13 protein-coding genes and 2 pseudogenes are annotated in these 13,232 nt (G+C 69.8%); 2 read left to right on the forward strand and 13 right to left on the reverse strand.

What is annotated here, in order from left to right:
• Positions 1-145: 145 nt before the first annotated feature.
• The 4 genes from CFB46_RS30790 to CFB46_RS36130 form a co-directional block, all read right to left on the reverse strand.
• A complete protein-coding gene (locus CFB46_RS30790; protein ID WP_034185503.1) occupies positions 146-673 on the reverse strand; it encodes a hypothetical protein in 528 nt (175 codons plus the stop codon).
• Positions 615-3,416, reverse strand: coding sequence for an ABC transporter transmembrane domain-containing protein (locus CFB46_RS30795; RefSeq protein ID WP_027786040.1), 2,802 nt, complete (start codon positions 3,414-3,416; stop codon positions 615-617). The genes CFB46_RS30790 and CFB46_RS30795 overlap by 59 nt, the downstream gene beginning before the upstream one ends.
• Positions 3,417-3,459: 43 nt before the next feature.
• The gene (locus CFB46_RS30800; protein WP_027786041.1) at positions 3,460-4,335 is read right to left on the reverse strand and encodes a BON domain-containing protein; all 876 of its coding nucleotides are present in this window, start codon (positions 4,333-4,335) and stop codon (positions 3,460-3,462) included.
• A gap of 186 nt (positions 4,336-4,521) precedes the next feature.
• Complete coding sequence (locus CFB46_RS36130; protein WP_027786042.1) at positions 4,522-4,893, reverse strand: hypothetical protein; 372 nt, start codon at positions 4,891-4,893, stop codon at positions 4,522-4,524.
• A gap of 289 nt (positions 4,894-5,182) precedes the next feature.
• Here CFB46_RS36130 and CFB46_RS30810 point away from each other — a divergent pair, with 289 nt between their 5' ends.
• Positions 5,183-6,775, forward strand: a complete 1,593-nt coding sequence (locus CFB46_RS30810; protein ID WP_027786043.1) for a PAS domain-containing hybrid sensor histidine kinase/response regulator — start codon at positions 5,183-5,185, stop codon at positions 6,773-6,775.
• Positions 6,776-6,785: 10 nt separating this feature from the next.
• Here CFB46_RS30810 and CFB46_RS30815 read toward each other — a convergent pair whose 3' ends face one another.
• From CFB46_RS30815 to CFB46_RS30825, 3 genes are all read right to left on the reverse strand, one after another.
• A complete protein-coding gene (locus tag CFB46_RS30815; RefSeq protein ID WP_027786044.1) occupies positions 6,786-7,109 on the reverse strand; it encodes a four-helix bundle copper-binding protein in 324 nt (107 codons plus the stop codon).
• A gap of 29 nt (positions 7,110-7,138) precedes the next feature.
• Positions 7,139-8,344 (reverse strand): zinc-dependent alcohol dehydrogenase, encoded by a 1,206-nt coding sequence (locus CFB46_RS30820; RefSeq protein WP_027786045.1) that lies wholly within the window; start codon positions 8,342-8,344, stop codon positions 7,139-7,141.
• 113 nt (positions 8,345-8,457) lie between these two features.
• The gene (locus CFB46_RS30825; protein WP_027786046.1) at positions 8,458-9,096 is read right to left on the reverse strand and encodes a MarC family protein; all 639 of its coding nucleotides are present in this window, start codon (positions 9,094-9,096) and stop codon (positions 8,458-8,460) included.
• Positions 9,097-9,218: 122 nt separating this feature from the next.
• Here CFB46_RS30825 and CFB46_RS30830 point away from each other — a divergent pair, with 122 nt between their 5' ends.
• Entirely contained in the window at positions 9,219-9,437 is a 219-nt protein-coding gene (locus CFB46_RS30830; RefSeq protein WP_027786047.1) for a DUF6566 family protein, read from the forward strand.
• A gap of 203 nt (positions 9,438-9,640) precedes the next feature.
• On the opposite strand, the gene CFB46_RS30835 is transcribed toward CFB46_RS30830, so the two are convergent.
• From CFB46_RS30835 to CFB46_RS30860, 6 genes and pseudogenes are all read right to left on the reverse strand, one after another.
• Entirely contained in the window at positions 9,641-11,170 is a 1,530-nt protein-coding gene (locus CFB46_RS30835) for an FAD-dependent oxidoreductase (RefSeq protein WP_027786048.1), read from the reverse strand.
• A 216-nt stretch (positions 11,171-11,386) separates the two neighbouring features.
• Positions 11,387-11,578: pseudogene (locus CFB46_RS36655) on the reverse strand (PLP-dependent aminotransferase family protein); the annotation flags it as partial.
• 1 nt (position 11,579) lies between these two features.
• Complete coding sequence (locus CFB46_RS30845; protein ID WP_027786049.1) at positions 11,580-11,828, reverse strand: hypothetical protein; 249 nt, start codon at positions 11,826-11,828, stop codon at positions 11,580-11,582.
• Positions 11,829-11,860: 32 nt separating this feature from the next.
• Positions 11,861-12,314: pseudogene (locus CFB46_RS30850) on the reverse strand (DUF1269 domain-containing protein).
• An 84-nt stretch (positions 12,315-12,398) separates the two neighbouring features.
• The gene (locus CFB46_RS30855) at positions 12,399-12,851 is read right to left on the reverse strand and encodes a phosphate-starvation-inducible protein PsiE (protein WP_027786051.1); all 453 of its coding nucleotides are present in this window, start codon (positions 12,849-12,851) and stop codon (positions 12,399-12,401) included.
• Positions 12,852-12,857: 6 nt separating this feature from the next.
• Positions 12,858-13,055 carry a hypothetical protein gene (locus CFB46_RS30860; RefSeq protein ID WP_080681403.1) on the reverse strand — a complete coding sequence of 66 codons (198 nt, stop codon included), beginning with the start codon at positions 13,053-13,055 and terminating at the stop codon, positions 12,858-12,860.
• Between the last annotated feature and the right edge of the window lie 177 nt (positions 13,056-13,232).

Genomic DNA, 13,232 nt, shown 5'->3' on the forward strand with positions numbered 1-13,232 from the left:
GCGACAACCGTCCGTGCAGGAGGTACAGCGAAAACCGTGCCGGCCTGCGCGCGCCCACGCCGCATCGGGCCGGGCCGCGCGCTCGCTGGCTTTTTTATAACCGGCTGTAAAAACGGGTCCGGGCGGCCGCGCCCAGGCGGCCCCCTCAGATCGCGAGCCCGTCTGGCGTCGCCTGCGCACGGTGCTTCGCGAGCGCGCGCAGGCAGTGCGCGATGCAGCCCGCGAACGCCTCGTCGAACCACGGCTGCGCGCCCGACACGCCGACCACGATGCCGCCGAGCGCGACGCCGCCCCACAGGTTCGTGTCGCCCGCGCGCAGCCGGTACGGCTCGAGCGCCTGCACGACGTGGCCGTCGCGGCCCGTTTCCCACGACAGCCGCGCCTTGGCCCGCGCATACGCGCGATAGTCGGCGTCCCAGTCCTTCGGGTCGGGCAGCGAAAACTCATACAAGATCGCGTCCTCGAACGCCGCGTCGTGCGGCCCGAGCGCCGGGTCCATGATCACGATGTGCAGGCAGCCGCTGTCGCCGACGAAGTCGCTCTGCAGCGCGGCGGCCAGGCTCGGCAACAGCAGCTCGACGGCCGCCACCGCGGCCTGGCGGTCGGCGAACGCACTACCGCCGCGACGCGCGTTCAGGGCTTCGGGTGTCGTCGGATTCAGAAGGTTCGGCATGGATTTCTCCGGAGGAAAACGCGAGCGCACGCAACGCCGCGATCAGGTCGGCCGCTACCGCGGGCTTGGTCAGGTACGCATGGAAACCGGCTTCGACCGCACGCGTGCGATCGCGATCGCGCGCATGGCCGGACAATGCCAGCGCCTCGAGCGGCGCGCGGCCGTCGCGCTCGCGCGCGGCGTCGAGCTGGCGCACGCGCGACATCACCGTATAGCCGTCCTCCTCGTCTTCGCCGAGGTCGATGTCGCAGACGAGCAGCGCCGGCCAGTCGGCCCGGCGCGCGCGCCACAGGTCGTCCAGCAACGCCTGACCCGACGCATACGCGTGCACGTCGGCGCCGGCCACCTTCAGCAGCGCGGTGAGCGCCTCGCGCGCCTCGTCGTGATCGTCCACGCACGCGATGCGCAGGCCGTCGAGCGGCGTTGCCGTCTCCGCCGCGCCGGCCTCCGCGTTCGGCCCGGCGCCGTCGGGCTGCAGCGATGCCGGCGCCACCGCGCACATCGGCAGCGACAGGTGCAGCGTCACGCCGATATCGTCGCGTTCGCGCACGACGTAGCCGCCGGCCTCCTCGATCGTGTCCTGCAGTCGTTCGAGATCGATCAGCGACAGCTCGGTGGCGTCGACGCCCGCGCACGCGATCGTGATCCGCGCTTCCGGATCGTGGCGCGCCGTGCGCACCTCGAGCTGCCCGCCGCTGCTCGCGTCGATGGCGCCGCGGCACAGTTCCCAGACGAAGCGCCGCAGCGCGGCCGGATCGGCCTTGACGACGAGATCCTCGTCGGACACGTGGCGGAACACCGGCACGCCGCGCTGCGCGGCCGCCTCCGCCAGCGAATCGAGTACCTGCGACACGAGCGGATTGATCCGCACCGGCTGCCGCGCGAACTTCGCCTCCGTGCGTTCCAGTTCGCGCTGCTTCGCCTGCAGCGACCACATCTGCGCATACACGCCGCCGCTTTCGAGCAGCTCGTCGTGGGTACCGTGCTCGACGAGCCGGCCGTGCTCCATCACGAGAATGCGATCGGCATCGACGATGGTCGACAACCGGTGCGCGATGATGAGGCTCGTGCGATGCTGCGCGACGCGCATCAACTCCTGCTGGATCGCGCGCTCCGAGCGCGTGTCGAGCGCCGACGTCGCCTCGTCGAACACGACGATCGGCGGCGCCTTCAGCAACGCGCGCGCGATCGCGACACGTTGCCGCTCGCCGCCCGACAGCCGCACGCCGCGCTCGCCGACGCGCGTGTCGTAGGCGTCGGGCAGCCGCTCGATGAACGCGTCGAGCTGTGCACCGCGCGCGGCGGCGATCACGTCGCCGCGCGTCGCATCGCGCTTGCCGTATGCGATGTTGTACGCGAGCGTGTCGTTGAACAGGATGGTGTCCTGCGGGACGATGCCGAGTGCGTCGCGCAGGCTGCGCTCGGTGACGAGCCGCAAGTCCTGGCCGTCGATCCGGATCGTGCCCGCGTCGGGTTGATACAGCCGGAACAGCAGTCGCGCGAGCGTCGACTTGCCCGAGCCGCTGCCGCCGACCACGGCGATCGTCTGCCCGGCCTCGATGCGGAACGACACGTCGGACAAGATCTGCCGGCTCGGCTCGTAGCCGAAGTCGACATGCTCGAACTCGATCGCGCCGCCGCGCACGACGAGCGGCTGCGCACCGGGCGCATCGCCGTCCTCGCCGGGCTTGCCGCGCGCATCGAGCAGCCCGAACAGCCGCTCGATGTTCGTCATCGCGTCGTTCGCCTCGCGAAACACGAAGCCGAGCGCGTTCAGCGGCAGGCTGATCTGGATGATGTATGCGTTGATCAGCACGAGATCGCCGATCGTCATCGCGCCGCGCGCGACCTGCTGCCCGGCGAGCAGCATCACGGCCGCGATCCCCGCGCCGATGCACGCGCTCTGCCCGATGTGCAGCATCGACAGCGCATACTGGTTGTCGACGCCGGCTTCGCGCCACGCGTCGAGCACGCGCTCGAGCCGATCGCGCTCGACGTCCTCGCGTGCGAAGTACTTGACCGTATCGACGTTCAGCAGGCTGTCGACCACCCGCGAATTCGACTCGGCCTCGAGCGCGTTCACACGCCGCTGGTAACGCATGCGGCGGCGCGTGAACACCACCGTATACGCCGCGTAGACGGCGAACGTGACGAGAATGATCGCGGTAAAGCCGCCGCCGTACTTGCTGATCACGATCACGAGCACCGAGCCGATCTCGATGGCCGTCGGCACGACCGTGAACACGGCGACGCCGAGCAGATAGCCGATGCCGGCCGTGCCTTTCTCGAGGTCGCGCACGACGGCGCCCGTCTCGCGCTGTGCATGAAAGCGTGCGCCGAGCCGGTGCAGGTGACCGAACGTGCGCACGGTAAACGACGCGACCGTATGCTGCGTGACCTGCACGAAGGTCATGTCGCGCACTTCGTTCAGCGCATTCGACGCGAAGCGCACGACCGCGTACGCGAACAGCAGCAGCACCGGCCACGCCATCGGCTGGCCGGCCGCGCGGCCGAAGCCGTCGACGATGTCCTTGAGCAGCAGCGGCACCGAGACGGCCGCCGCTTTCGCGAGTACCAGCAGCACGATCGCCGCGAGCACGCGCGCGCGGTAATGCCAGATCGCGCGCCAGAGTTCGCCCGCGATCCGCAGCCGCAGGCCGCGCCCGTCGCGGCGATCGCGGCGGTCGCGGGCTGCGGGTGCCTCACGGTGCCTGATTGGCGTGTCGTCGATTCCGGTCGTCATGCACGCGTTGCGGTCGGGGGTCGGGCCGTTTCACGCACGGTCGTCAGTGGCGCGATTCACGCTCGCGGCCGGGCACGACGGTGCCGGGCTCGGGGTCGCGCACGGCAGGCTGGGTCGGCGTGACGGTCCGCTGATCCGGATGCAGCACCATGCCCGTATCGTGTTCGCCGTCGCGGCGCACGCGCACGCGATTCTCGACATCGAGCACGCCCATGCAGCCGTCGGCGAGATCCTCGATGTCGTGCCTCATCCAGCGTGCCGGCACCGTGCCGTCCAGCTCGACGCGCCCTTCCTTCACCTGCACGGCGACATCGCTCACGTCGATCTCGAGCGCATGCGCGAGCCGCTCGCACACGTCCTCGCGAATCCGCTCGTCCGAGCGCGTATAGCCTTTCGGCCCGCGGCGGTGGCGCAGCGCGTCGCGTTCGGCTTCGCTGCCGAACCGTGAGAGGTCGGGGGCATGGCCGCCGTAGCGCGGGTCGCCACGGGGATCGCCGCGCAGACTACCGATATCGCGCTCGCCGCCGTACCAGCCCATCCGGTGCTGGCCGCGGAATTCCGGGCGCTCGCCGCCGTATCGGCCTTCGTGGCCCTGCGCACGGCGGCCTGGCCCGCCATAGCCGCGCTCCGGATCCCGCGCCGGCTGGCGCGCGCCGCCCGGCCAGTCCGGGTCGGCGCCGCCGCGCCGCTGGTCGGCCGGGCGCGCGGCGCGCTCGGTCCACTCGCTGCCCCAGTCTTCCGGGCCCACGTCTTCGCTCGCGAAGCGGCGGTAAGCCGATTCATCGTCTTCTTCCGGCCATCGGGCCGGGTCGTCCGGGATGCCGTGCTCGCCGGCGCCCCGGTACGCGCGTTCGTTGCGCTCCTGCCAGTCGGGCGGGCCGCCGCGCTCGCCGTGCCGTCCGGGATATCGTCGTTGCATCGTGTCTCTCCTTGATCGCGCCTGCGCTGCGCACGGCTCCATGCCGCGTCGCGGCGCGCGTCGGTCGGGTCAATGCAAATCGCGTGCCGGCGTCGTTGCCGTGCCGCCGCGGTTGTGCGCCGCAGCGCCGGGAAGCCGCCAGGCGCCCCAATCTGCAACGCGATTGCAGTTTTTGCGTGCCGGACGTCACGGCGCGGCGCCGAGGTCGTCCGGGTCGTCGCCGCCATCCGGTTCATCCGTGCGACCGGGTTCGCTCAGCCGCTCGGTGCGGTCCGGCTCGATGTCGGCGCCTTCCTCGAGCGTCGAGTCGCCGTCCGCCGACGCGCGCTCGCCAGTGCCCGCACGGTCGGTATCGCTGTCGAGCGATGCGTCGCCGCGTTCGAGCGCGTGATCGTCCAGCGGCGAATCGATATCGAACGGATGGCGCCGTGCGCCCGCCGTGTCGCTGCCGCTGTCGGACGAGTCGCTCGGGCCGAGCGCGCGACCGTCGCGGCCGCGGCTGGCGTTGTCGTCGTCCGGGCCGGCCGGTTCGTTGTCGGGATTCAACGTGCTGTTCATATGGATCTCCTTGCGTGGCTTGCGGCCGCACGATCGGCCGAACGGCCGTGGCACGGCAGGCGCACCGCACGGTCGTGCAATCGGCATGCCGCGCCCGCCGCCGGGTGCGCCGGCACGGATCCGGCTCGCGGACATGACGGACGGCACGGCCGATGCGCACCCATTGATCAGCTGAATCGAGTTCCTTTATTCTTTCGGACGTGCCAATCCGGTTCGTGTAGCCGCCCCCGGCGTGTCCGGCGGCGGCCGGGCGGTATTCGGCCGCCCGCATTTTCGACCTGCCGCTCCGATGACGAACGACGACGCCGACCTTCACTCGCCTTCCCCGCCACCCGGCCCGCCCGGCCCGCGGGATCTGCTGCACCGGTTCGCCGAATTCCGGTTCCAGACCGTGGTGGAGTCGATCACCGACTACGCGGTGTTCATGCTCGACCCGCACGGCAACGTCGCGACCTGGAACGCCGGCGCGCAGCGCATCAAGGGCTACCGCGCTCCCGAGATCGTCGGCCGCCACTTCTCGCTGTTCTATCCGTCCGACGCGATCGCGGCCGGCCGGCCGGAGCACGGGCTCGCGCTGGCCGCCGCGCGCGGCCACTTCGCGGACGAAGGGTGGCGCGTGCGCAAGGACGGCACGCAGTTCTGGGCGAGCGTGACGATCACGCCGGTGCACGACGCGACGCACCAGCTATGCGGTTTCATCAAGATCACGCGCGACATGACCGAGCGCAAGCGGCTCGAGGAGCTCGAAGCGTCGACGCACCGGCTCAGCGTGTTCATCGCGATGCTCGCGCACGAGCTGCGCAATCACCTCGCACCGCTGCGCCATTCGGTCGGCGTGCTGCAGAGCCTCCCCGATCCGGCGCCCGCGCTCGCGCAGTGCCGCGACGCCGTGCACCGCCAGGTCGGGCAACTGACACGGCTCGTCGACGATCTGCTCGACGTCGGGCGCATCACGGCCGGCAAGGTCGAACTCGACGATCGCCCCGTCACCGTGCGCGACGTCGTGTGCCGCGGCGTGGAGAGCATCCAGCCGAAACTGGCCGCGCGCGGGCAGTGGATCCGTGTCGACCTGCCCGCCGATTCCGTGGTGCTGCACGGCGACGACGCACGGCTCGTCCAGGTGCTGCACAACCTGCTCGACAACGCATCGAAATTCTCGCCGCACGGCGGCCGGATCGACGTCGGCGCGCGTATCGAAGGATCGTCGGTGGCGATCGACGTCGTCGATCACGGCGTGGGCATCGCGCCCGGCGCGCTCGAAACGATCTTCGACCTGTTCCATCAGGAAGGTGCGTCGAGCCGCTCTCCGTCCGGCGGGTTCGGGCTCGGCCTCGCGATCTGCCGGTCCTTCGTCGAACTGCACGGCGGGCGGATCGTCGCGGAAAGCGACGGGCCCGGCCACGGCTCGACGTTCACGGTCTGGCTGCCGATCGTGCAAACGACGCGCAACGAGCGCGCCGCACCGCATGCGCCGGCCGCGCCCGCGCAGCCGGCCGCCGTGCCGCTTCGCATCGTCATCGTCGACGACAACCGCGACTCGGCCGACACGCTCGCGGTGCTGCTGCAACTGAAAGGCCATGCGCCGCGCGTCGCGTACAACGCGGCCGACGCGCTGACCCTCGCGCGCGACTATGCGCCCCAGCTGATGCTGCTCGACCTGACGATGCCGGACGTCGACGGCTTCACGCTGCTGCAGGAGCTGCGCGCGATCGACGCACTGCGCGATACGGCCTGTGTCGCGCTGTCCGGCCATGCACGCGCGTCGGATCTCGCGCGCTCCGAACGCGCGGGCTTCGACGATCATCTCGTGAAGCCCGTCGAGATGGCCGTGCTCGATGCGTTGCTCGAGCGCGTCGCCCGCGAAATTCAGGATACGCCGTAAGCGCGCGTGCTCAGACCATCGCGCGGCACATCGCCGCGCAGGCCTCGCACGCGAGCGCGCAGCGGCGGCAATGTTCGTGCGCGTGCCGCGAACACTCGGCCGCACACAGGTCGCACGCGTGCGCGCACAGCGCGCAAATGCGCGGGGCAAACGCGCTGCGGCGCGCCATCGCGCCCGACGCGAAGCGGCACAGCTGCGCGCATTCGATGTCGAGCGCGATGCAGCCGGCCAGCGCGTGCACGTCGCGCTCCGCAAGGCAGGCGGCCGCACAGGTATCACACGCGTGCGCGCAGGCGTCGCACGCGGCCATGCAGTTGTCGTATCGATCGGTCATTGCAGTGCTCCCGGTTGCGGTTCATGTCGTCACGGCGTCAGCTTCACCTTCATCCAGCCCGGCTCGCGCACGTCGAACGAGCGATACGCGTCGATCGCGTTCGTCAGCGGCTCGCAGCGCGTGAGCACCGACAGCGGATCGAACGCGCCGCTGCGCACCAGCTCGACGAGCGGCGGCGTCACCGTCCGGTGATTGCAGTTGCCCATCTTGATCGTCAGGTTGCGGTTCATCGCCTCGCCGATCGGAAACACGCGGGCCGCCGGCGGATACACGCCGATCACCGCGACCGTACCGGCCTTCGCGACCGCGCGCACCGCCCATTGCAGCACCTGCGACGGGCCGTCGCCCGGCACCCAGTTGCGACCGTCCGGCTTGCGGTGCGGCGCGATCGCGTCGACTTCCGCATCGAACGCGCGCGCGGCCTCGCGATCGGCCGCCGCCGGCCCATGCGTCGCGCGCATCGCGTCGACGCCCACCGCGTCGATCACGCGGTCGACGCCGATCCCGCCCGTCAGTCGCAGCACCGTATCGACCGGATCGTCCTCGGAAAAATCGACGATCTCGGCGCCCTGTGCGCAGGCCATCTCGAGCCGCGACGCGATGCGGTCGATCGCGATCACGCGTCCGGCGCCCATCAGCTTCGCGCTCGCGATCGCGAACTGGCCGACCGGCCCCGCGCCGAACACGGCGACCGTATCGCCCGGCTTCACTTCCGCGAGCTGCGCGCCGAAATAGCCGGTCGGGAAAATGTCCGACATCAGGATCGCGCGATCGTCGTCGATCGCGTCGGGTAGCCGGATCAGGCTCGCGTGCGCAAGCGGCGTGCGCGCGTATTCGGCCTGCAGCCCGTCGAACGGGCCCGTCTCGGCGGGCCCGCCGAAGAACGCGGTGCCCGCGCGCGGCCCGCCCGGGTTCGCGACGTCGCATTGCGCGGTGTAGCCCGCGCGGCAGTAGGCGCAACTGCCGCACGCGATCGTCGACGGAATCAGCACGCGGTCGCCGCGCCGCAGGTTGCGCACGTCGCGCCCGACCGCCTCGACGATGCCGACGCCTTCGTGGCCGAGGATCGTGCCCGGCTTCATGCCGCCGAGCGTGCCGCGCACCATGTGCAGATCGGTGCCGCAGATCGCGCTGGCGGTCAGGCGCACGACCGCGTCGGTCGCCTCGGAGACTTCCGGATCGGGCACCGTGTCGATGCGTATGTCGCCGATGCCGTGAAATACGACTGCTTTCATGTCTGGCCCTCCTTGTCGAAAGCGGAAACGGTCAATGTGACCGTCGAGCCGATCGAGCAAGGCATGCGCCTGCGCAGCGCGCGCGGCGCGCCGCGATGCGCGAACGGGCGCGCTCAGTGCGGCAACCCGAACGCGGCTTTCAGGCTCGCGACGATCATCTGCATCGCGATCGCCGCGAGAATCATCCCCATCAGGCGCTGCGTGACGGCCGTCACGCGCGGCGACAGGTAATGGCCGATCAGCGGCGCCGACAGCAGCGACACCGCCAGCAGCACGAGAAACGCGCCAAGCCCGAGCGCAAACGCGAACTCCTGCCCGGTCGTGACCGCGCCGTGCCCGAGCACGATCATCGTCGCGATCGTGCCGGGGCCCACCAGCAACGGGATCGTCAATGGGTAGATCGCGACGCTTTCGGCCGCGGTGGGATCCGCGCCTTCGTCGCGGCCCGGCGCATGCTGGCGGCTCGGCGCACCATGCAGCATCGACAGCGCGATCAGCAGCACCAGCAGCCCGCCCGCGAGGCGGAAATCGTCGATCGTCAAACCGAACACGCGCAGGATCGCACCGCCCGCGACGGCCGACACGATGCAGCCGACCGTCACGCCGATCGCGGCCGTCAGCGCGACCTTGCGGCGCACGGCGTCCGCCGCGCCTTCGGTCAGCGACAGGAACACCGGGATGTTCGCGATCGGGTTCATGATCGCGAACAGCGCCGCGAATACCTTGATGGAAAAAGTCAGGTCGAAGGCCACGAGGTCGCTCCCGTCTCGCGCGGCAAGTGAAAGGCAAACGCCGGTTCGTTTTCGATGCGCGGCATCCGCCATGCTGATACGATCGACGCACCGCGTTCATGCACGACGGAGGGCCCCGACCGATGCAAGCCACCGACACTTTCATGGATCACGAAATTCGCGTCGACGCCACGCGCAACGCGAACGGCGCGTGGGTCGCGCAGGTGCGGATCTTCCGCGACGGCGCACCGGTCGATCTGCCAGCGCCCGAACTCGTCACGCCCGAATGGCTCACGTGCGACGAAGCGCTGCGCGGCGGCATCGACGAGGGGCGCGTGATGATCAGGACGCGCGACCGGTAACGACGCGTGCATCATCCGCGCATCGTCGGCCGGCATGGCACGGTGCGGGTCATGCATCGAATCGAGGTCGCCGATCAGCATCGCCACGCCGATACAGGCCACGCCGCCGCGTCGCGATGCGCGGCGCGAACCCGGCTTCAACACGTGCACGGACGTCGGGGTTCATCTCGCCTCCATCAACGATGCGCATCGTCACGCCGCCGTCACACGGCGGCCATCTGCCGCTCGAGGGCCGCTTCCGCCTTCAGGCTGTCGAGATCGCGGCCGATCGTCACGACCGCGAGCCGCGTGTCGCCGCGCCAGTACCCGATCGAGCAATCGTGCGCGCCGAGGTCGCCGTCGATCTCGACGCGATCCCATTGCTCGGCATGGCCGACATAGCGGATCGTCAGGTCGTAATGCTGACTCCAGAAAAACGGCACCGCGTCGAACGGTTGCTGCTGGCCGAGCATGTTGCGCGCCGCGACGCTGCCCTGCCGCTCGGCGACGACCCAGTGCTCGACGCGAATCCGCTCGCCCGTCAGCGGATCGGGCCAGCGCGCGATGTCGCCGGCCGCGTAGATGCCGGGCGCGCTCGTCTGAAGGAAGCGGTCGACCGTCACGCCGCGTTCGACGGCGAGCCCCGCGTCCTGCGCGAGCTCGACATTCGGATGCACGCCGATGCCGACCAGCACGACGTCCGCCGGCAGCACGTCGCCGTTCGACAGCGTCACGCTGTCCGGCCCGATCCGCGCGGGCATCGCGCCGAGATGGAACACGACGCCGTGCGCTTCGTGCAGCGCCTTGATCGTGTCGCCCAGCGCATCGCCGAGCACGCGGCCCATCGGATGCGTATCGGGCGCGACGACATGCACGTCGAGCCCGCGCGTGCGCAACGCGGCGGCCGCTTCGAGCCCGATGAAGCTCGCGCCGACCACCACGCAACGGCGCGCCGTTTTCAGCTTGCCGATCAGCGCATCGCAATCGGCGCGCGAGCGCAGCACACAGACGTGCGGCAGATCGGCACCGGGCACGTCCAGCCGGTTCGGCTCGGCGCCGGTGGCGAGCAGCAGCGCGCCGTATTCGACACGGCTGCCGTCGGCCAGCTCGACCGCCCGCTGCGCGGGATCGATGCGCGCGACCCGCGTATTGCAGCGTACGTCGATCCGCTGCTCGGCATAGAACGACGGCGCGCGCAGCGGCAGCCAGTCGGCCTGAGCCGTGCCCGCGAGGTAATCCTTCGACAGATTCGGCCGGTCGTACGGCGGATCGGCATCGGCGCTCAGCAGCGTGATCGAATGCGGATAGCCTTCCTGCCGCAGCATCACGGCGGCCGCGATCGCGGCGGCGCCGCCGCCGACGATCACGACCGACGCGGGCAGCCCGGCTGTGTTCGGCTTAGGCGCTACGGCGGCAGGCCGCGCATCGAGTACGACGGCGCGGCCATCGCGCCGCTCGACGCGCCAGCACGACAGCCCGTCGAGCGCCGGCGCGCGCTCCCTCTCGCCGGTGCGCAGGCAGAACGCCGCGTGATGCCATGGGCAGCGAATCGTGTCGCCGACCAGCAGGCCTTGGGCCAGCGGGCCGCCGTAGTGCGGGCATTGCGCGCCCACCGCGAACAGTTCGTCGGCGCGGCGCACGAGCAGCACCGCCGCTTCGCCGACATGGCCCTCGATCATCGCGCCGTCGGCGAGATCGTCGAGGGCGATCCCTTGCGTGAGATCGGGTGAGGACGCAGCATCCCTTTCAGTCATGACGTGGCTCCCGGAAAGTCAGGTAACGATCCCATTATCGACATCCGTCCTGAAAAGAACAGGTGCGGACGCCCCGCAGCGCATGCACACACCGGCTGTCGCTTGTACGCGGTCCGTGACCGGCGTAGAACGTGATCGACGTTGCGGCGCAACACGCCGGCCGCTGTGCGAGGGGGGCCTGCGACCCGCGCAAGCCGCGTGCCACCTCCTCCGTCGATGCAGCACGATCCCGGTCCGGTCGCAGGATTTCGGCGAACTCGGATGCGTGTCGCCGACATACGGTTCGTCGTACGCGCCGTTCTCGGTGATCGGCATCCCGGCATTTGTTGCGCACTCAACCAGTTCGCGCTTGCATTCGTCCGGCATCCGGAAGCCGAGCGGGTTCTGGAAGCGATCGGCTACAGCACATTCAAGCGTCGTCGACGTTGTCCGCGTAGTGGTCGATCGCAACCTTGCACTCGTCGAACACCACCGTCAGCAGCGCGATGTCGTTCGACTCGATCCACTTGCGGATCTGCAGGAACTGGCCGGTGCCGAGATCGGCGATGCGGTCCGGATCGTCGGTCGTCACGTCGACGACCGCGAGCGCGCGGTTGCCGAGCAACGGCGACAGCGTCGCCGCGATGTCGAAGCGCCGGTACGATTGATCGATGCGCATGCAAAGCTCCCGAATCGGTTCGAAAGGGGCGCTCAGTCGAGCGCCTGGCGAAAGACCTTGCCGCCGAATCCCGTCACGACGTTGTCGACCGAGAACGGCGTGTCCTCCTTCGCTTCGAGAATGACCGCGACGCTGCCGGGCACGAGCCGCGCCGCGACCGTCTCGACGAACGTACCGTCGAGCAGCGCATTGCCGGCCGCATGCGCGAGAATGCCGGCGCCCGCCGGCCGCCATGCCGGTCACCACGCCGATCGGCCCGGCCAGCAGGCCGAGCAACCCGCCCGCGATCGCGCCGATCACGCCGCCCTTGAACGGCCGCGATTCGGCGTCGAGCACCGCGAGCTTGCCGTTCGCGTCCTTCTCGACGACGACGCCGTTCTCGATGTGGAATCCTTCGTTCTTCTCCGACAGCGCGTCGAAATCGTTCGCGGCCTGGCGAGCCGTGTCGACGCTGCCGAACACGGCGACGATCAATTGCCTGGTCATGCGACACCTCGTGTGTTGGGATGAGGGTGGGGCCGCCGCACCTCGCACGGCGCGCCGGGGTTCGCTTCGACTGCCGCCCGCGCGTTACCGGCGGGCATGCACGTCGTCCTCGACATCGTCGACGTCCGCCGGAAAGCGGTGCTGGCCGAAACTCAGGATCAGCACGCCGAGCGCGAGCAGCACGATCCCGAAGGTCGTCATCAACATCCGCTCGGGGCCGTCGGTCGCGCCGCGCAGGATCAGGTCGCGCGCGAGCGACGTCATCGCGATGAACAGCGGAAACCGCACCGGCAGCCGGCCGAGCCGCAGGTAGCGCAGGTCCATCGCGAGCACTTCCAGATACAGGAACATCAGCAGCAGGTCGGTCAGCGACACTTCGCCCGCGAGCACGACCTTCCACGCCTCCTGCGTCATCGCAAACGCGGTCGCCAGCCCGATCACGACCAGCCCGGCCAGCTCGGCCGCGTGAAGGAAATGGCCGAAGCGGCGGCGAATGCGCTCGGCGGTCGTATCGGCGGATGCAGTGGACGTATTCAAGGCTATTCAACGCGTTAACCGGTGCAGTGTCGTAGGGGCCGCGATCGATGCCGCGTCGCCGCGACGAGTGGCCTCGGGCAAAGGACAGCCTGCGACCGGCGAACGGCAAACCGTTGCGCCCGCATCGGCTTCGATCGCGCCGGACGGCCCGCCATGCTCGACGATTGCACCGACGATACGCATCGCTTTCAGAAGGTTCATCATGACGGCCTCAGCCGGGTGCAGCGGAACCTAATCTACTGCACGCGACACGCACGCTCAAGAGCACAGCGCCGCGGGCGTCAGGAGTACAGCTGCGCCGTCGCCGCACAAAAAACCGCCCTGTTTGACCCATTCGAATGACAGATCGTCGATACGTGTTCCAAAGACCCGTCGAAGCTG

The sequence above is a fragment of the Burkholderia sp. HI2761 genome, assembly GCF_002223355.1.
Lineage (GTDB): Bacteria > Pseudomonadota > Gammaproteobacteria > Burkholderiales > Burkholderiaceae > Burkholderia.

What these genes read in the sequence shown, in the direction of transcription:
- CFB46_RS30860 (WP_080681403.1), bottom strand. Translation starts at nt 13,055, where the DNA reads ATGATGAACCTTCTGAAAGCGATGCGTATCGTCGGTGCAATCGTCGAG.
- CFB46_RS36130 (WP_027786042.1), bottom strand. Translation starts at nt 4,893, where the DNA reads ATGAACAGCACGTTGAATCCCGACAACGAACCGGCCGGCCCGGACGAC.
- CFB46_RS30800 (WP_027786041.1), bottom strand. Translation starts at nt 4,335, where the DNA reads ATGCAACGACGATATCCCGGACGGCACGGCGAGCGCGGCGGCCCGCCC.
- CFB46_RS30815 (WP_027786044.1), bottom strand. Translation starts at nt 7,109, where the DNA reads ATGACCGATCGATACGACAACTGCATGGCCGCGTGCGACGCCTGCGCG.
- CFB46_RS30830 (WP_027786047.1), top strand. Translation starts at nt 9,219, where the DNA reads ATGCAAGCCACCGACACTTTCATGGATCACGAAATTCGCGTCGACGCC.
- CFB46_RS30820 (WP_027786045.1), bottom strand. Translation starts at nt 8,344, where the DNA reads ATGAAAGCAGTCGTATTTCACGGCATCGGCGACATACGCATCGACACG.
- CFB46_RS30835 (WP_027786048.1), bottom strand. Translation starts at nt 11,170, where the DNA reads ATGACTGAAAGGGATGCTGCGTCCTCACCCGATCTCACGCAAGGGATC.
- CFB46_RS30845 (WP_027786049.1), bottom strand. Translation starts at nt 11,828, where the DNA reads ATGCGCATCGATCAATCGTACCGGCGCTTCGACATCGCGGCGACGCTG.
- CFB46_RS30795 (WP_027786040.1), bottom strand. Translation starts at nt 3,416, where the DNA reads ATGACGACCGGAATCGACGACACGCCAATCAGGCACCGTGAGGCACCC.
- CFB46_RS30810 (WP_027786043.1), top strand. Translation starts at nt 5,183, where the DNA reads ATGACGAACGACGACGCCGACCTTCACTCGCCTTCCCCGCCACCCGGC.
- CFB46_RS30790 (WP_034185503.1), bottom strand. Translation starts at nt 673, where the DNA reads ATGCCGAACCTTCTGAATCCGACGACACCCGAAGCCCTGAACGCGCGT.